We start from the raw sequence: 17,415 nt of genomic DNA on the forward strand, positions 1-17,415 counted from the left end.
CCTCTGTTCATGCCCTTCAATAAGCGATCCCGAAATCCCACAGATCATGATTTTTCAGGTTCAATTCGGCCAACTTTTTATCGAAAAGGACAGGGTTCAGAAAATAAAGAGTGGGTAGTTGCCTGTGAGAAAATAATCAGCTAGCTTGGGGTAACGCTATCCAACAACTGATTGAGGGGATGAGAGATGGCTCAGGACAAAACGATGAAGGACAGTACTGTCGATGCAATTGCAGCGGTTTCAATCATTATGCTGATCGTTGTCACTGCCGTATATTGGGTCAGTCAGCAGTAAACTTATCCAGTCTGACTGAGTACCAGTTTGACCACCAGCACTAACAGAAGAATAAAAAGAGTTGTGCCAATGATACCAGCGATAATGAAGTGCGCTGGCTTACCCTCCGAAAAGTCACGTTCCCTGTTTTTATCACTTTGCACACCGAAGGCAGATGCCAGAGCACTCTGAAGCGTTGATAAAAAGCCTGTACCTTTTGCCATGAAGATTCCCTGCTGTGTAAACCAACCTCATCTTATTACATTCCTGATTCAGAATTTCAATCAATAATTCTCTTCAGAATGTCCCTGACATTTGCATAGTTACATAAATATGGAAGTGTAAAAGACAAACTCCATGGCAGTTACTATGGCTGTAGCGGCATACAGCATCATATATTTTGCATAACGGTTACTGAATCCGGTTGCGAAAGCTTTGCTGTATTGATAGTTGGTTGCACTCATTATCAGAGCACCACCTGAAAGCACAGAGTAACGTTTAAGATCACTGGCTCCCTGCGCTACAAGATATTTGTCTACTCCATCAATCAATGCATAGCCAGCACCTTTTGTGTAGTGCCCAGCCACAACAGTCAAACCTGCTTTTTTACAAACCTGCCCAATAGTGGCCTGAGTGATAGCTGATGGAATATAGGCAAGCCCTGCTTGCACTTGCTTTGCTGGCTCAGTTGCTGTGGCAGGTATAGTCACCAGGTCTGCATCTCCCAGTAAACGATGAAAAAACAGTTGTAAACAGTTACCACTCGTACTGATTGAGCACGATAGCAAGTGATCAGCAGGGATGGCCTTAAGCAAATGGTTTGCATAATTTCTGCCCGTTAGGACAGAAGCCACCAGCTTGGCGCCATAGGGCATGGCAGTTACGAGACTGGTAAATACAGAGGCTTTCATTTTCCGGACTTCAGGGTCGCTTTCATCTGCAAAAAGTCTGTTCTCACCAAATTGAGAAACTGCCTTAGTGGCTACATTGGCAAACAATTTCCAAGCGAAAAAAACACGGACATCAGATTGACTCATGTGCTTTTTATCAAGAACAAGATCATTCCAATAATATTTATAAGTCACATAAATTGCTGCAGCTAATGAATAGCCTGTGGCATCTACCTGAGGCGATACAAGCACAAGATTATGATCTTTAATGATGGTAGGAAGATGATCACCTAGAGCTAAAATTTCAGCCAGGACTTGAGTATTGGCAAAATGTCCATAATAGCCAAAACTGGTATCAATGGTTCCAGCATAAAAAAGTAATGAATTTAACAAATCAAGCAACAGCGGCAGTGATTTTCCTGAGTAATAAACAATGTTCTGTCTCAACACCAACGTGTCGGAGCTCTGCATATTTTGAAAGATATACAGCTTTTCGTACCAATCCGCTTCAACATCAGGCAGGTCACTATTTGTAATTGTTGGCTTTGCTTCTGATATCTCAGTGCTATCTACAGTAGGACTGGGGCAGGGTAATCCTGCTTCGCAATGCTCTTCAGATTGACGCTTTGTGTTTTCCTGCCTGGCGTTGCCTTCAAAAGCCTCTGATGTACTTGTAGATTCATCTGTTTTTGCTGCTTCAAGCTCAAGGATGATTGGAATTTCATAGGTTGCAGCAATGGGTTTATCTGTCAGTTCAGATTCATGGAGATGAACGTAGAGTTCACACTTGTGATTTTTCTGTTCACATTCAAGCACATAAGATTGGGTTAACGTTCGACCACGATGAGTGGTAGGTAGCTCATTCTTGACATAATCTATTGCGGCGCTATGAGTCATTGCAGGCAGTCTGACTACGTAAACAGAGTCTTCTTCTTGCTTTTTTCTATCTGAGCCAGTTACAAAAATCCCCTCAAACGAAGTTGCATCTTTATCTAGCAACTTATTGAACAACAGATGTGCATCTGGCATCACTGATGGTCTTAATACTGGAATACTGTCTTCGATACTGGATTGCGCTATAGATTCAACACTCAGTACTATCAATATTGATAATGACAAAAACAGTCTGACCAGTGCTTGCATGGAGCATCCTTAAATAATAAAACAGCTTGAATTGTGTTATGGCGCCTGAAGTGTGATGCCTTTTACATCAGGATTTTTTCTTGGTTTACACACATAGTCATAATTACCCATTACAGTGTGTCCAAGTGCCAGTATTTTGCCTGCAACGGGATAAGAGTGACTTACCAGAGTTGAGCCGCCTTCATAGATCATGATTAACCCTGAACCATGTACAAAGTTAGTCATGAATAGTCCAGGAAAGTAGTACAAGTTCAAATACAATGAACCGGCGGTAAATGCCCCACCCAGAGTCAGTCCTGCGGTATCTTTTGCTACTGGGTGTTCAAACATATTTCGACCCGCAGTAATAGCCATCTCTGTCCCTACCAGACCTGACGCTTCTGCAGCATTGGTTAAATAGATCAAGGTCAGGCCACTGGAGTATTTCAATAAGGCAAAACCTGATATTGAAGCCACGGTGACAGACGCAATGCCTTTACAGAACGCCTGCTTTTCTTCGTCCTGATAATGGGCATAGGGAAGGACTCTGTCGAAATTTGCCATACAGTAATTTTCAAGAGAGCCAATACTTTCGTAGGCTGCTGTGATCATAAGCCCTGCTGAGAGTGAAACATGGTAGTAACGTTTACCGACATAATGAGCCATGTCCCAGGAGTACCTCTCTATGTCCCCTGCGTTGATGCCTTGCATGGCTTCGGAATTAAGAAGCCCTGTTTTGACAACACCTGCCAACGCAGAGGTATAGATGATGGCAACGTCCCTTGATGCAGCGGCACTGGCTTCATGGCTTGTATAGCCTTTACTCAGGTAGTTATTTTTAAAGCGAGTTCTGAGAGCCGAAGCCATATTACTGGTGAAACCAATGGATTTGGCTCCAATGGCAAAATTCTCCAGGAAGTTCACACCTGGGCCAGGACTGGGATTATTCATGTTGTAGAAGTCAGCCATCAGATTTAAACCGGCATTGGTCAAACCTGTTATGGCAAACCCAGCGCCGGATTCTTCTTTGTAAAGCTGGGTACTATTGCTACCTACAGTGACTACATGATTTGTTCCGTTTTCAACTTGCTTGTAGGCCGTTGCTGGTAACACATACTCATTGGTGTATGTCGTTTGAAAAATAGACAAGGATAAAACAACAACGAGATTCAATAAAAACAAGGGTTTATGAGCAAAGAGAACAGGGTCGACCCCTCCAATCATTAGAGAAGTCAACACTCCAGCTGGAACTGCAAATACGCCGAATTTGATCAGGGAAGTAGAGGGTCTGCTATTAAACTCATCGAAATTCGTTTTATAGTCATTACAGAAGAAGGGCTCTTGTTGCTCTACAACTGCAACCTTCTGAGAAGGTAACGATTCGTTGTAGGTTTGATCTTCAATACCTGAATAGAAACCGGGCTGATAATACTCAAAGAAAAAAGCGTGACTGAAAGACGGCTTAAGAAGAATCAGAATCAACAGCAGCTGGGTGAACAGTGAAATGGAGCGCTGTGTCGATCGAGTAGCCATATATACACCTGAATTATATGTTTTTTAGATAACCCCCTGTTTTTTTCTAAGTCCTTAGGAAAGATTATTATAGTGTCTCTTTGAATAACCATGAGGTTATTCTTGTATCATATTGAAATGAATGCACTTATTTTTATTATATAAGTAGATATTTATATATTTATGCTACGTCGATAAGAATTAAATACTGACAGGATCAGGATAAAAAAACAGCCCCGATATTCGGGGCTGTATGCCATCAGATAAGATTTTTTTCGGATTGTTGCATGGGGGCGAGGGGGCCGGTCAGGATAACAATATCATCCGGCTCCAGGGACTCCAGTTCCTCAGGCTCAAAGCTATGTCCATCCCGCTTGACTTCAACAATGGATACATCCTTTTCCAGGGGAAGTTCACAGGGATTAAGTCCTTCACAGGAATTACCCTTGCAGACATTAACGGCATGTCGTAGTGAGGTCTCTTCACTGTCAGCTAGTACATCTTCATAGCCCGGATAGTAGCTGTTCAGAATGTCATATTGCTGCTCTCTGGCTGTATGAATTTTGCCCCTGACCTGATTGCGGTCCATGCCCAGCATTAACAATACGTGTTTGACAATTAACAGACTGGATTCCAGAACTTCCGGGATAACCGCTGTTGCCCCGGCATCCTTCAGAGTTGCAGTCAGGCTGTCATCACGGGTTCTGACCAGAATTGGAATTTCCTGATAGTTTGAACGAACGGTCTTCACGATCTCAAGAGCATTTTCACTGCGATCGATACAGATAATCACCTGCTTGGCCCGTTTCAATCCGACTGATTCCAGTAGCTCAAGCCTGCGACAGTCACCATAAAAGACCGGTTCACCTGCCAACCCTGCTTCGTGGACATGCAGGGGATCATCATCAACTGCAACATAAGCCAGTTTTTCCTGGGAAAGGAATCGACTGATGGTCTGTCCTACACGACCATAGCCACAAATCAGTGTGTGCTGGTTAATATGGGATACCTGCTGCTCGATATCACCCTGATCTTTCTGAGATTGGATGGCTTCCTGCTTTTTATAGATCAGATTCACGATTCTCTTGCTGTTTCTGATCAGAAGAGGGGCAGTGATCATTGAGAGAATGGTGGTGGCCAAAACCACAGAGGCACGCTCTCCACCGGTTTGACCATATTGGGTAGCCAGTGCAATCAGAGCAAAGCAGAATTCACCACCCTGGGCCAGAGCCAGGCCGGTTTTCAGAGACGTGCTTTTCTTCTCTTTCAATAATCTGGCAAGGAGCGTAATAACCCCCAGTTTGAAAATGACCAGACCGGCAGTACCCAGAATAATTGCAGGCCAGAACTTAAGCAGAATATTGAGGTCCAGCATCAGCCCTACAGAGACGAAGAACAGTCCCAGCAAAATATCCCGGAAAGGCCTGATATCCGCTTCGACCTGATGCTTATAATTACTCTCACCCATCATCATGCCAGCTACAAAACCACCAAGTGCCATGGACAATCCAAGGACATGGGTGAGCCAGGCCGCCATAAGGGCAATCATTAAAGCGGTAAGAACAAATAACTCTTCAGATCGAGCCCTAGCCACTTCATTAAATACTCTTGGGAGAACCCATTTTCCGATAGCCATCATGGCCAGTACAAAGAACAAGCCTTTTACCAGAGCCATACTGATGGTTGTAAAAACGGATTTGTCACCAGCACCGGCCAATGCGGGCACCAGAATCAGGAAGAGTACCGCAGCAATGTCCTGAAACAAGAGAACGCCAATGGCCATTTGTCCTTGACGGCTGCGAATCTCATTACTTTGAGTCAGTTCTTTCGAAACAATTGCAGTCGAAGAGAGTGCAAGGGCTGCGGCTACGATCAGTGCTTCTTTTATCGGGGTACCTACGACCAGCAAGGCCCCGAATATACCGGCTCCACATAATAAGACCTGAACCCCACCCAGTCCAAAAACTTCACGTTTCATGGACTTGATGCGTTTCATGGAAAACTCAAGGCCGAGGGTAAACAACAGAAAGACCACGCCGATTTCAGCCAGCAGACTGATATCAAAGCTATGATCGATCAAACCGGTTGCTGTTGGGCCTACCACAATTCCCACGGCCAGATAGCCAAGGCTTTCCGGCAGGTTCAGGCGATGAAACAGCGCAATGGCCCCTACGGAAAGGGCCAGAATTAACATCAATTGATTGAAAAAGGTAAAGTCCATCGTTTGTCAGACCTGGTTATACTTTTTAGTATGAAAATGCAGCTCTCCCAAGCCCTGTAGCACTTCGATACTTCGGCGTGAGCTGAATTGCCGGCTCATGGCTGCTTGGACTGGAAGTGCGTACCCATGGGGTCTGCTGACTCATACCTCAAAGCAGGAATCAGACAGGCTCCATAAATCTGTGCGAACTGATACAATTGTACCCGACTTACTCTCCCGCTGTTCAGGAAAACTTGTGCTGCACTTATTTCTCTATACCACTTCCGGCTGTCATCTGTGTGAACATGCAGAAGAATTCCTTAATGTTCTCGGCCAGCACCCCCAACTTCATAACCAATTCCAGTGGTCTCCTGTAGAAATCAGTGAATCCGATGCCCTGATTGAGTCTTATGGTGTCAGAATTCCAGTGATTGCAACGGAAGACGGCCAGGAAATAGGCTGGCCCTTAGAAATGGAGCAATTGGGTGAATGGATATATAACCATCTAGTAAACCAGATGGCCTGACAAACAAGGGTTCTAGGATTTTACGGGTACTTTCAGTATTCTTTGAAAAAGGAATAATCCCAATCAGCATTAATGGATCCTATGTCTACATCGCTTGAAAAGCCTTCCGACAATCATGAAAAGTTGATGAAGCTGGCTTCCAAAGCTTCTGTTGCTACCGCTGCCATTCTGATACTGGTAAAGATTGCAGCCTGGTTTATGACCGGTTCTCTCAGTGTTCTGGCTACTTTGCTGGATTCCGTAATGGATGTGATTGCCTCAATCATTACCCTGGTGGCGGTACGAATAGCTCTGGAACCCGCAGATGAAGAGCATCGGTTTGGTCATGGCAAAGCAGAGTATCTGGCCGTTCTGGCTCAATCGGCTTTTATATCCGGTTCCGCTATCATTCTGTTTCTCAGCGCCATTGATCAATTGTTAGGGCAGGGGAGCAGTATCGATAATGAATCTGTCGGTATGACAGTGATGCTTTTCTCAATTGTTGCGACTTTAATTCTGATCTCAATTCAGACTTACGTTGTCAAAAAGACAGGTTCAGCCGCCATTGCGGCAGACTCGATGCATTACAAAGTGGATTTACTCACTAATGTTTCAGTCATTATTGCCCTCTATGGGGTCAGTCAGGGTTACTTTTATCTGGATCCCGCTTTTGCCCTGTTAATCTCCATTTATATGCTGGCCAGTGTTGGCAAAATGGCCTGGGATGCTGCCCAGCAGCTTATGGACCATTCTCTGCCCGATCAGCAAGTTCATGAAATCGAGAGGATTGTACTGGCCATTGAAGGTGTCAGGGGTATTCATGAAATGAGAACCCGAATTTCAGGTCGAGTTCCCTTCATTCAGATGCATATTGATCTGAACGGTGATCAGAGCCTTCGTAAGGCCCATGATATTGGTCAGGCGGCAGAAGACGCCATCATGGAGTATCTGCCAAATGCCGACATTATTGTTCACCTTGATCCAAATTAAAGAAGGCCCTTGAGGTGGCTGAAGTTTGCTCAGCCACCTGCTCGAAGGTTTTACCTGTCTGCTCAGCAATAGTTTTCACCACCCAGGGCAGGAAAGCCGGTTCATTTCTACGGTTTTTGGGCTTTTTCTCCATACTTCTTGGTAACAGCCAGGGCGCATCGGTCTCAATCATCAGGCGATTTTCAGGAATGTCTTTCAGCAGCGGATGTAAATGCGTGCCTCTTCTTTCATCACAGACCCAACCAGTGATGCCAATGTGCAAATCCAAATCAAGGTATTGATACAAAGCTTTCTTGTCAGCAGTAAAGCAATGAACGACCAAATCTGGTAGTTGATCACGGAACTCTTTAACAATGGTGCAAAAGCGTTCATCAGCCTCACGCTCATGACAGAATGCAGGTAATCCGGAATCTACAGCCAGCTGAAGTTGCTCCTGAAAAACCTTCTCTTGTACAGGCCTTGGTGAAAAGTCACGGTTGAAATCCAGTCCCATTTCACCAGCAGCAACCACTTCAGGAGCCTGAAAAAGTTCTTTGAGGGTTTGATAGCAGGATTCCGTGGCATTTTTAGCATCATGAGGATGAATGCCAGCGGTTGAATAGCAGTGTTGAGGGAATTCCCGGGCTAATTCCAGAGCGTGCTGAGACTCATTGACAGAAGTGCCGGTGAGAATCATGGTACTGACACCCGCTTCTACCGCTCTTTCTACAACGTCGTGACGATCTTTTGAAAATTGTTTATCAGTGAGGTTAACACCGATATCAATCAGATGGGATTGCATAACACCTCGAAGAACAGGGTAAAAATCTGATACATTGTCTCCAATCTCCGGGGGGCATGGCAATCAGGCTGGCCGGTGTTTTTGATGATTCTTTAGCGAGACCATGATGACAGAGTCTTCTCTTACTGTTTCCCACCTGGCCATCCACCCTGTGAAATCCCTTAAAAAGATTTCGGTCGAACAGGCAAGAATGGATCGAATGGGGTTTGTGAATGACCGCCGCTGGATGGTTGTGGATTTGACTGGGAAATTCATGACCCAGCGCCATTACCCCAAAATGGTTCTGGTTTCAGCCATTCCAGATGAATCAGGACTCATGCTTTCTGCACCTGGAATAGAGTCAATTTCCGTCTTAAATCCTGAACAGCAGACTGCGTCGGTTAAACAAACTGTGAAAGTATGGAGTGATGAAGTCAGTGCTCTGGATGCAGGTGATACTGCTGCACAATGGCTGTCAGATTATCTTGGAAAACCCTGCCGACTGGTAAAATTTCCTGATACTACTCACCGTCAGGTTGATAAGCGTTTTGCCATCGAAGGAGACAGCACAGGGTTTGCGGATGGTTTTCCTTTCTTACTGACAACGGAAGCGTCTTTGCTGGAACTCAATGGCCGACTGGCATCACCCGTCACCATGGATCGATTCAGGCCCAATATTGTCATCAGTGGTACTGCGCCCTATGCGGAAGATAACTGGAAGCGCATAAGAATCGGAGAAGTCAGTTTTCGTGTCGCGAAACCGTGCAGTCGCTGTGTGATGACCACGGTGGAGCCTGAGACAGGCGTTAAGGTGGGCAAGGATCCATTGATGACGTTAGCGGGTTACCGAAAGACGGACATGGGTGTGATTTTTGGACAAAATCTTATCCATGAATCAGAAGGTGTGATTCGTGTAGGCGACAGTGTAGAGATTTTGAGCTGAAACCAACAGCTAGATTCTAATTTAATAAAAGTCTGTAGCCTCTTGATTCAAGAGGCTATTTTATAATTAGGGGATTGTCTCGAAATAGCTTCCCGATTTACACACGGATTCCGTTCACCCTGAGCTTGTCGAAGGGTCGTGGTATTGGGCTTCGACAGGCTCAGCCCGAACGGGTTATTGAGAGTGTTCAACAAGGAAGTTAATTTCAGACAAGTCCTAAACGTCGAATTCCACCCAAAGAGGAGCATGATCAGAAGGTTTCTCCAGACCCCGGATATCGTAATCAATTCCGGTTGCTTTACAGTGCTTCATAAGACAGTCGGTCGCTATAACACCATCTATTCGTAAACCTCGTTTGGGCTCACGATCAAATCCACGACTGCGGTAGTCAAACCAGCTATAGAGCTCTTCACTGTTCTTTTCAGGGCAGACTCGATAACAATCAGTGAATCCCCAGGCCAACAGTCGATCAAACCATTCTCTTTCCTCTGGCAGAAAACTGCATTTACCTGTTCTCAACCAGCGCTTGGCATTATCGGGGCCGATGCCAATGTCGGTATCTGTATGAGAGATGTTAAAATCACCCATAACGATCAGGGGCTGATCCGGTGAATAATCGCTTTCAAGAGTGGACATCAGGTCCTGATAAAAAGCTTGCTTGGCCGGAAACTTGGTAGGGTGGTCACGGCTTTCGCCCTGGGGAAAGTAACCATTAATCACTGTAAATTTCTGGCCGTTTTCATTCTGGTATTCAGCGGTGATCAATCTTCTCTGGGCATCAGGTCCATCGGTTTTGAAACCTTTTTCTACACTGAGAGGTTTCTGGCGACTCATCAGCCCCACACCGTAGTGTGTTTTCTGGCCAAAGTATTCTACGTGATACCCCAGCTCTTCTATGGCAGCTACCGGGAAGTCTTCGTCGGTGACCTTGATTTCCTGCAGACCGATTACTTCCGGTTGATGCTTTTCGATCAGAGCCTTCAGCTGATGCAGACGGACACGTATTCCATTGACATTAAAGGTTATGACTTTCATAAACTTGAAATGGCTTCCTTAGATGGCATGACTGAAGCCTGGCAGGAATGGCTCCCGGATAGGCATTACCAGGAGCGATGCAATTTTTTGAAACAGAAAACGGACTGTTTACGGCCAGGCACACGGCATCATAGCTGAAATATTTCCCCGATATAAGCAAGATCAGGGTACCCAAGGTCAGAGAAGTGCAAAGATCGGGCCCTTTACTTGCTGCTGACATGTCTGCTTCTTTATAGTTGCCTCTACAGTATCGTACAAGGTCGTACGACATCATAAGAACGATCAATAAAATTGCGAACACTCTATGCCTGACATAAATCGATCCTGGCTCCTTGCTGGAGGAATGGCGGGGCTTCTGGGAATCTATCTGGTCACCGCTGACGTCACCTCCATGTCTGATACAGGCAAAACTGATAGTCAGAATGAAAATAGCGCCTTAAGTAACACCGAAACAGCATTACCTCTGGCTACAGTATCTGCCAGAACCTTCCCGGTTGAGACGATTCACAGAACCCTGACCCTGTTTGGTGAAACCCAGCCTGACAGGGTAGTCACCATCAGTGCTGAAATTCCTGCGCGAGTCATGACAACGGCAGGTCAAAAAGGTGAACTCCTTGAACGTGGAGCGGCTATAGCGACATTAAAGGAAGGCGCACTGCCTGCCCAGATTGCTGCAGCCAAAGCCCGGGTTCGAAAAGCTGAGCTGGATTTTAATTCTGCCCAGTCACTGAAAAGTAAAAATCTGATTGCCGAGAATGAACTGCCGCAGCTGGAAGTGGCGCTGAGTGAAGCTCGTTCAGAGCTTACCCGACTTGAGATCGATTTTGAGAACACTCGTATAAGTGCACCGGTTTCGGGGATTCTTAATACTCGCTTTGTAGAACAAGGTGATTATATAGAGATGGGCAAGCCTGTTGCAGAGTTGCTGGATCTTGATCCTCTGGTGGTATCTGTAGACGTACCTCAGAGTCACATTGCTTCCGTTAATCAGGGGGACTCAGCGAACATTCGTTTTTCTTCTGGTGAAACGGCTGTAGCCGAGGTCCGTTATATTGCTCGCCTGGCTGAGTCAGGGACTCGTACCTTTAAAGTAGAGCTCAATCTGCCTAATGAGAACATGAATACTCCAGCCGGGCTGAGTGTCGAAGCTGAGCTCGAACTGAGTCAGGTAGAAGCGATCAAGGTCTCTCCAGCCTTGCTGAGTCTTGATGAAAATGGCAATCCGGGTATCAAGTGGGTGGATGGTGGAGACCAGGTTCACTTTACCCCTGTAGATATTGTTAAGTCTGAAGCCAGTGGTATCTGGCTAACCGGCATCCCGGCCAGCGCCCGATTAATTACCCGGGGACATGGTTTTGTCAGGGAAGGGGATAGAGTCATTGTCGAACCTGGACAGAATATTGCGGTAGCAGGGGATTCACCATGAGCAGTCTGATAGGCCTGTCATTGAATCGCAGCCGTACCATTTTAATGATGTTTGTCCTGATACTGGTATCAGGCATGCTCTCGTACCTGACGATACCCAGAGAATCTTCGCCTGACATACCCATTCCCTATGTTTATGTTTCAGTCAGTTATGAAGGTATTTCACCTGAAGACTCGGAAAGACTTCTGGTATTACCCCTTGAGAAAGAGCTTCAGGGCCTTGAAGGGGTTAAAGAACTTTCTGCAACAGCCTCTCAATCACACGCCTCGGTTACTCTGGAATTCGATGCTGGCGTTGAGCTTGATAAAGCACTGGCTGATGTCCGGGACAAGGTAAATCTGGCCAAAAGTAAACTGCCTGATGGCACTGATGAACCGGTCATTGAACAAATCACCATGGCCAGTCAGAACCCAGTTATCACTGCGATTCTATCGGGTAACCTGCCAGAACGAGCGATGGTTAAAATTGCCCGAGCCATCAAGGATGAACTGGAAGCTCAAAAAGCCATTCTGGAAGTGGAAATAGCGGGCGACCGGGAAGAAGTCATCGATGTCATCATTGATCCAATGAAGCTGGAAAGCTATGGGCTGGTTCCAACCGATGTTATCAATCTTGTATCCCAGAATAACCAGCTGGTTGCCGCAGGCAGTATGGATACAGGGCAAGGCAGTTATTCTATTAAAGTCCCTGCCGTTTATAAGACACCGGCAGATATTCTCTCTCAACCTGTAAAGGTAGAAGAGAACCGTGTCGTCACATTTGCAGATATAGCCACTGTTTTAAGTACTTTTAAGGAAGGCGGTGGTTATGCCCGGCTGAACGGTGATAACAGTATTGCCCTGGAAATCAAAAAACGACCGGGTGAAAACATTATTGAAGCCATAGAAGTAGCCCGATACATCATTGATCAGGCCATAGCATCAGGACCTGAGACCCTGCAAGTGGATTATGTGGGAGATCAGTCCGAAGAAGTCAAAATGATGGTTTCGGATCTGCAGAACAATGTTCTCTCAGCCGTTATTCTTGTCGTTGTTATCATTGTGGGTGCACTGGGCGCACGCAGTGCTCTGTTGGTGGGTATAGCCATTCCCGGTTCATTCCTTTCCGGTATTCTGATTCTCGGCATCATGGGTCTCACCATTAATATGGTGGTACTCTTTTCCCTGATCATGGCGGTAGGCATGCTGGTTGATGGTGCAATAGTAGTCACAGAGTACGCCGACCGGCGAATGGGGGAGGGGGTCCATCGCAAACAGGCGTATCTTGAAGCTTCCCGTAAAATGGCCTGGCCCATCATAGCCTCTACCGCGACGACACTGGCCGCCTTCTTCCCATTGATGTTCTGGCCAGGAATGATGGGGGAATTCATGAAATTCCTCCCCCTGACCCTGATTGCCACACTGGCATCATCACTGGCTATGGCTCTGATCTTTATCCCTACCATTGGTGCGATGATTGGGAAACCGCGATCTCTGGGCAAGAAAGAAAAAGCCTCCATGCATGCCATTGAGTCGGGTGATCTGTCTCAAACAGGTGGTTTTATTGGGCGATACGTTTCGGTACTTGGCACAGCCATTAACCATCCAGGTAAAGTGATTCTGTTCACCTGCACGACGGTGGCCCTGATTTTCACTCTATTTATCAAAACCAGCCGCGGCGTAGAATTCTTCCCGGACGTTGACACCAACGCCATTATTATCACAGTTAAAGTGAACTCCGGAAATCTGTCAGTGGATGAAAAAGACACTCTGCTTGAAAAGGTAGAAGCTAAATTGATGGATCTTCCCGGGATGGAAACCCTATATGCCAGAACAGGCGACAGTCAGGTTGTAGGGACTTTAAGAGTTAACCTGCAAGACTGGCAACTCCGTGGTACCACATTAGCAATTGCCCAGGATGCCGAGCAGAGGTTAAGTAGCTTTTCCGGTCTTGATATTGCCGTCGAGCGGGTTAAGGATGGGCCTCCAACCAGTAAACCTTTGGAGCTGATTGTACGAGCTGATAATCTCGACACACTTTATGATGCCGTTGCTAAAACCCGGCAGGTTTTGGAAGGACTAGGTGCGTTTACCAATATAGAAGATTCCGGTCCGGCACCTGGTTACGAGTGGCGACTCAGTATCAACAGAGCTGAAGCTGCCCGATACGGTGCTGATGTAGCCACCACTGGCAGCATGGTTCGTATGGTGACTTCTGGCCTTACTGTGGGTTCCTACCGACCTGATGATGCCGATGATGAAGTCGATATCCGTATCCGTTACCCGGAGAACGAACGTCACCTTGAAAGTATTGATCAACTTCGTCTGATGACCTCCACCGGTTTAGTACCTATTGGTAACTTTACGGAAAGAGAAGTCAGCAGCAAGTTGGACAACATCAAGCGAGTAGATGGTAAACGCACCATCACTATCTCTGCAGATCTGGTTGAAGGTCAGTTACTTTCACAACAGATTCCTTTACTAACTGAGGAATTGGCCGCAGCCCAAATGGGCAGTGACGTCACCTTTGACTTTAAAGGTGAGGAAGAAGACCAGAAAGAAAGTGGCCAGTTTCTGATGAAAGCCTTCAGTGTGGCACTGTTTATTATGGCTATGATTCTGGTGACCCAATTCAACAGTTTCTATCAGGCTGCTCTGATTATGTCTGCAGTAGTACTTGCCACCGGTGGTGTTTTCCTGGGCTTAATGATTACCGATCAGAACTTCGGCATTGTTATGTGTGGAATCGGCATCATTGCTTTGGCAGGCATTGTCGTGAACAACAACATTGTATTGATTGATACTTTCAATAGCTTGAGGAAAGAGGGGCTAAGTACAAGAGATGCTGTTTTGAGAACCGGAGCTCAGCGTCTAAGGCCTGTGATGTTAACAACGGTGACCACGGTGCTCGGCCTGATGCCTATGGTATTGTCCATCAATATCAATATTTTCAATCACTCTATAGAAGTAGGGGCGCCTTTCACTCAAATGTGGAATCAATTGGCCACCTCTATCGCCGGCGGACTGACTTTTGCAACTCTGCTAACGCTGGTCGTTACTCCCTGCCTGTTGATGCTTTCTTCCGGTTGGAGGAGGAAAGCCGTTTAATAAATCGGGTGATGCACTGTTAACCAGACATGCATCACCTTTTCTCCCAAGCTAATTTACTGCCCCGTTTCCCCAGAACAGCTCTGTAAACCATTTCGACCGACCATCATTCTCAAATCAAGTCAAAGACTACAAATACACCCATAGCTGGAATTGCATGATAGTTGTACCAAAGCTTTACTACCAAAGTTAATGTTATATTATAACGTAACACTCAATAGAAATTGCAGTTCAATCGATCAAGGTACTTTTTATATGTCTCATCTACCTGTGACAGTGTCATCAGGCTTTCTTGGTGCAGGAAAGACAACGGTACTCAGTCATATTCTCAACAATAATCATGGAAAGAAGCTGGCAGTCATCGTCAATGACATGAGCGAGATCAACATTGATGCGGCACAAGTTCAAAATGAGGTATCTCTGAGCCACAAGGAAGAAAAGCTCGTTGAAATGAGCAATGGCTGTATCTGCTGCACATTGCGTGAAGACCTTCTGGTGGAAATCAGCGAACTGGCTAAAGCAGGGCGTTTCGATTATCTCGTCATTGAATCGACCGGTATTTCCGAGCCGTTACCTGTTGCGGAGACTTTTACCTTTGAGGACGAAAACGGTGTGTCTCTGTCTGATGTGGCAAGGCTTGATACCATGGTCACAGTGGTAGACTCCGTAAACTTTCTAAAAGATTACGACGAAGCCAGGTATTTACAAGAAACAGCCGAGTCACTGGGCGAAGAAGATGGACGCAGCGTTGCCGATTTGCTGGTTGATCAGGTTGAGTTTGCCAATGTTTTACTTATCAGTAAAACAGATCTTGTTGAAACCTCTGAGATCGAACGCCTGAAAGCCATTCTCAGAACACTCAACACCCATGCTCGAATAATCCCTATTACTGAAGGGCAGGTGGCTATCGAGGATATCCTTAATACCGGGCTATTTGACTTTGAAAAAGCACAGCAAGCGCCTGGTTGGCTCAAGGAAATGCGTGGAGAACACGTTCCCGAAACTGAAGAATATGGCATTGGAAGCTTCAGCTATGTTGCCCGCAGACCCTTTCACCCTGAAAAATTCTTTAAATTTCTACACGACACCCAGAAGTTCGGTAAGTTGATTCGATCAAAAGGTTATTTCTGGCTGGTCTCACGACCTGAGTTTGCAGGGCAGTGGAGTCAGGCTGGCGGCATAGCCCGATACGGATTTGCGGGTATGTTCTGGAAATCGATGCCAAAAGAGAACTGGCCGACAGATGAAAAATATCTAACGACCATAAAGAAAAGCTGGGTAGAACCCTTTGGAGATATGCGACAAGAATTGGTTTTCATTGGTCAGAATCTTGATAAAGAAGCAATGATACATGCACTTGATGATTGCCTCTTATCAGAAAATGAGCTGTTAAGGGGGAAGGATTATTGGAGATCGTTAAGTGATCCATTTCCCGCATGGCAGGAGGAAGTATGAACACTATGACTTCCACCGCTGAAACACTGGCTTCTGAAATTCAACACAGACGAGATGTCACTAGTAATCAGCCAGGAGTTTTGGCGGATATATATAGGGAAGAGGCCAACATCACCATTTGGCAACGCAAGCTCTCTGACTCATTGGCCAAAGCCACAAATCATATTTTTAAAACAAAACCAACACTGCAACTGTCCACTGTGGTCACTCCAGAAAACGCTTTTACCATTATTCATAGTGAGTTGGGCTCATCTGAGGAAACAGCGTCTTTGAGTGAAGATATTACCCAGTTGGTTGATATGTTCTGTTGCCTGTTCGAGCTCAAAAGCACAGGACTAAGATTGACCTCGCTGAGTAGAGCAATGTGTCCACGATTCCATGTTGACCACGTTCCTTGTCGACTAGTGACAACATATCACGGAGTGGGAACACAGTGGCTACCACATCAAATCGTGGATCGCAGCAAACTCGGGGCAGGCAATCAAGGTAAGCCTGACGAGTGCTCAGGACTCTTTGACAACTCTGATGATATGCAGCAACTCACTCTTGGCGATGTTGCCTTGCTCAAAGGAGAGCGCTGGCAGGGCAATGATGGTGCAGGGCTTGTTCATCGTTCCCCAAAATTAGAAAATGGTGGCCGCCGCTTATTATTGACGCTTGATTTTGCCAATGATTAAAAAATAAGTGCTGTGCAGGCCCATGTGCCTGCACAAGGGAAACACAATGGCCGGAGGAGAGCCAGGTTGGGTGAAGCAATCTTAATTGGGCATAGAGCACATAATATCTAATTTAACATAATATATATTATTCTTGACGGTTCCCGCCCTCAAAAGGGCAGGGGAATAGCGGGGATAATCGTTAGGAAACAAGCACTTACCGCCAATAAAGCAGGCCCGATCTTGTCGGCCTGCTTCTTCCAGAATTGGAATAATCTTTCATCCTTTTTCTTCAAAGCACGCTCGGCGGCCATGGAATACAGCACATAGCCGGGGTCGAGGTCGGCTAAGTCCGCACAGCGCAAGGCGTAGCGGTCATTCATGGTGTCTTTTTTATACCAATTTGCCACTGAACTCTGGCCGCAGTCGAGGAGTTTGGCTAGGGCATATTTGGTTTCAATTCCCTGAGTTTTTTTCACTTCATCCAGTAGTTCAACTGTGGTGATCATGGGGCAATCTTCCTTGCATAAATATGCACATTCTATTCAGTAATGAGGAGTGG

General features: G+C 46.0%; 14 protein-coding genes. 7 read left to right on the plus strand and 7 right to left on the minus strand.

From position 1 onward, the window contains the following. Positions 1-296: 296 nt before the first annotated feature. From WG89_RS23720 to WG89_RS23735, 4 genes are all read right to left on the minus strand, one after another. On the minus strand, positions 297-497 hold the full coding sequence (locus tag WG89_RS23720; protein WP_062270188.1) for a DUF2970 domain-containing protein: 201 nt from the start codon (positions 495-497) through the stop codon (positions 297-299). A 99-nt stretch (positions 498-596) separates the two neighbouring features. After that, positions 597-2,306: a hypothetical protein gene (locus tag WG89_RS23725; protein ID WP_062270189.1), complete on the minus strand. Its 1,710-nt coding sequence runs from the start codon at positions 2,304-2,306 to the stop codon at positions 597-599. Positions 2,307-2,342: 36 nt separating this feature from the next. After that, a complete protein-coding gene (locus tag WG89_RS23730) occupies positions 2,343-3,818 on the minus strand; it encodes a hypothetical protein (protein WP_062270190.1) in 1,476 nt (491 codons plus the stop codon). A gap of 238 nt (positions 3,819-4,056) precedes the next feature. After that, positions 4,057-6,018 (minus strand): cation:proton antiporter, encoded by a 1,962-nt coding sequence (locus WG89_RS23735; RefSeq protein ID WP_062270191.1) that lies wholly within the window; start codon positions 6,016-6,018, stop codon positions 4,057-4,059. Between the two features lie 235 nt (positions 6,019-6,253). On the opposite strand from WG89_RS23735, the gene WG89_RS23740 reads away from it, so the two are divergent. Further along, entirely contained in the window at positions 6,254-6,523 is a 270-nt protein-coding gene (locus WG89_RS23740; protein WP_062270224.1) for a glutaredoxin family protein, read from the plus strand. Positions 6,524-6,604: 81 nt separating this feature from the next. Next, positions 6,605-7,492, plus strand: a complete 888-nt coding sequence (locus tag WG89_RS23745; RefSeq protein WP_245662970.1) for a cation diffusion facilitator family transporter — start codon at positions 6,605-6,607, stop codon at positions 7,490-7,492. Here WG89_RS23745 and WG89_RS23750 read toward each other — a convergent pair. Beyond that, positions 7,467-8,273 (minus strand): TatD family hydrolase, encoded by an 807-nt coding sequence (locus WG89_RS23750; protein WP_062270193.1) that lies wholly within the window; start codon positions 8,271-8,273, stop codon positions 7,467-7,469. The two genes, WG89_RS23745 and WG89_RS23750, sit on opposite strands and share 26 nt — an antisense overlap. A 103-nt stretch (positions 8,274-8,376) precedes the next feature. Between WG89_RS23750 and WG89_RS23755 the strand changes: the two genes are divergently transcribed. Continuing rightward, positions 8,377-9,195, plus strand: a complete 819-nt coding sequence (locus tag WG89_RS23755) for an MOSC domain-containing protein (protein ID WP_216638547.1) — start codon at positions 8,377-8,379, stop codon at positions 9,193-9,195. 216 nt (positions 9,196-9,411) lie between these two features. Here the strand turns inward: WG89_RS23755 and xthA are convergent, their stop codons facing one another. After that, complete coding sequence (gene xthA, locus WG89_RS23760; RefSeq protein WP_062270194.1) at positions 9,412-10,230, minus strand: exodeoxyribonuclease III; 819 nt, start codon at positions 10,228-10,230, stop codon at positions 9,412-9,414. A 304-nt stretch (positions 10,231-10,534) separates the two neighbouring features. Between xthA and WG89_RS23770 the strand changes: the two genes are divergently transcribed. From WG89_RS23770 to WG89_RS23785, 4 genes are all read left to right on the plus strand, one after another. After that, a complete protein-coding gene (locus tag WG89_RS23770; protein WP_079254015.1) occupies positions 10,535-11,656 on the plus strand; it encodes an efflux RND transporter periplasmic adaptor subunit in 1,122 nt (373 codons plus the stop codon). Continuing rightward, positions 11,653-14,742, plus strand: coding sequence for an efflux RND transporter permease subunit (locus WG89_RS23775; RefSeq protein WP_062270197.1), 3,090 nt, complete (start codon positions 11,653-11,655; stop codon positions 14,740-14,742). The genes WG89_RS23770 and WG89_RS23775 overlap by 4 nt, the downstream gene beginning before the upstream one ends. A 255-nt stretch (positions 14,743-14,997) precedes the next feature. Further along, a complete protein-coding gene (zigA, locus tag WG89_RS23780) occupies positions 14,998-16,197 on the plus strand; it encodes a zinc metallochaperone GTPase ZigA (protein ID WP_062270198.1) in 1,200 nt (399 codons plus the stop codon). Continuing rightward, the gene (locus tag WG89_RS23785) at positions 16,194-16,874 is read left to right on the plus strand and encodes a DUF1826 domain-containing protein (RefSeq protein WP_062270199.1); all 681 of its coding nucleotides are present in this window, start codon (positions 16,194-16,196) and stop codon (positions 16,872-16,874) included. Before zigA ends, WG89_RS23785 begins: the two co-directional genes overlap by 4 nt. A gap of 149 nt (positions 16,875-17,023) precedes the next feature. On the opposite strand, the gene WG89_RS23790 is transcribed toward WG89_RS23785, so the two are convergent. After that, on the minus strand, positions 17,024-17,362 hold the full coding sequence (locus WG89_RS23790; protein WP_062270200.1) for a helix-turn-helix domain-containing protein: 339 nt from the start codon (positions 17,360-17,362) through the stop codon (positions 17,024-17,026). Between the last annotated feature and the right edge of the window lie 53 nt (positions 17,363-17,415).

The organism is Endozoicomonas arenosclerae (assembly GCF_001562015.1).
Taxonomy (GTDB): Bacteria; Pseudomonadota; Gammaproteobacteria; order Pseudomonadales; family Endozoicomonadaceae; genus Endozoicomonas_A; species Endozoicomonas_A arenosclerae.

What these genes read in the sequence shown, in the direction of transcription:
- WG89_RS23720 (WP_062270188.1), bottom strand. Translation starts at nt 497, where the DNA reads ATGGCAAAAGGTACAGGCTTTTTATCAACGCTTCAGAGTGCTCTGGCA.
- WG89_RS23725 (WP_062270189.1), bottom strand. Translation starts at nt 2,306, where the DNA reads ATGCAAGCACTGGTCAGACTGTTTTTGTCATTATCAATATTGATAGTA.
- WG89_RS23730 (WP_062270190.1), bottom strand. Translation starts at nt 3,818, where the DNA reads ATGGCTACTCGATCGACACAGCGCTCCATTTCACTGTTCACCCAGCTG.
- WG89_RS23735 (WP_062270191.1), bottom strand. Translation starts at nt 6,018, where the DNA reads ATGGACTTTACCTTTTTCAATCAATTGATGTTAATTCTGGCCCTTTCC.
- WG89_RS23745 (WP_245662970.1), top strand. Translation starts at nt 6,605, where the DNA reads ATGTCTACATCGCTTGAAAAGCCTTCCGACAATCATGAAAAGTTGATG.
- WG89_RS23750 (WP_062270193.1), bottom strand. Translation starts at nt 8,273, where the DNA reads ATGCAATCCCATCTGATTGATATCGGTGTTAACCTCACTGATAAACAA.
- WG89_RS23755 (WP_216638547.1), top strand. Translation starts at nt 8,377, where the DNA reads ATGATGACAGAGTCTTCTCTTACTGTTTCCCACCTGGCCATCCACCCT.
- xthA (WP_062270194.1), bottom strand. Translation starts at nt 10,230, where the DNA reads ATGAAAGTCATAACCTTTAATGTCAATGGAATACGTGTCCGTCTGCAT.
- WG89_RS23770 (WP_079254015.1), top strand. Translation starts at nt 10,535, where the DNA reads ATGCCTGACATAAATCGATCCTGGCTCCTTGCTGGAGGAATGGCGGGG.
- WG89_RS23775 (WP_062270197.1), top strand. Translation starts at nt 11,653, where the DNA reads ATGAGCAGTCTGATAGGCCTGTCATTGAATCGCAGCCGTACCATTTTA.
- zigA (WP_062270198.1), top strand. Translation starts at nt 14,998, where the DNA reads ATGTCTCATCTACCTGTGACAGTGTCATCAGGCTTTCTTGGTGCAGGA.
- WG89_RS23785 (WP_062270199.1), top strand. Translation starts at nt 16,194, where the DNA reads ATGAACACTATGACTTCCACCGCTGAAACACTGGCTTCTGAAATTCAA.
- WG89_RS23790 (WP_062270200.1), bottom strand. Translation starts at nt 17,362, where the DNA reads ATGATCACCACAGTTGAACTACTGGATGAAGTGAAAAAAACTCAGGGA.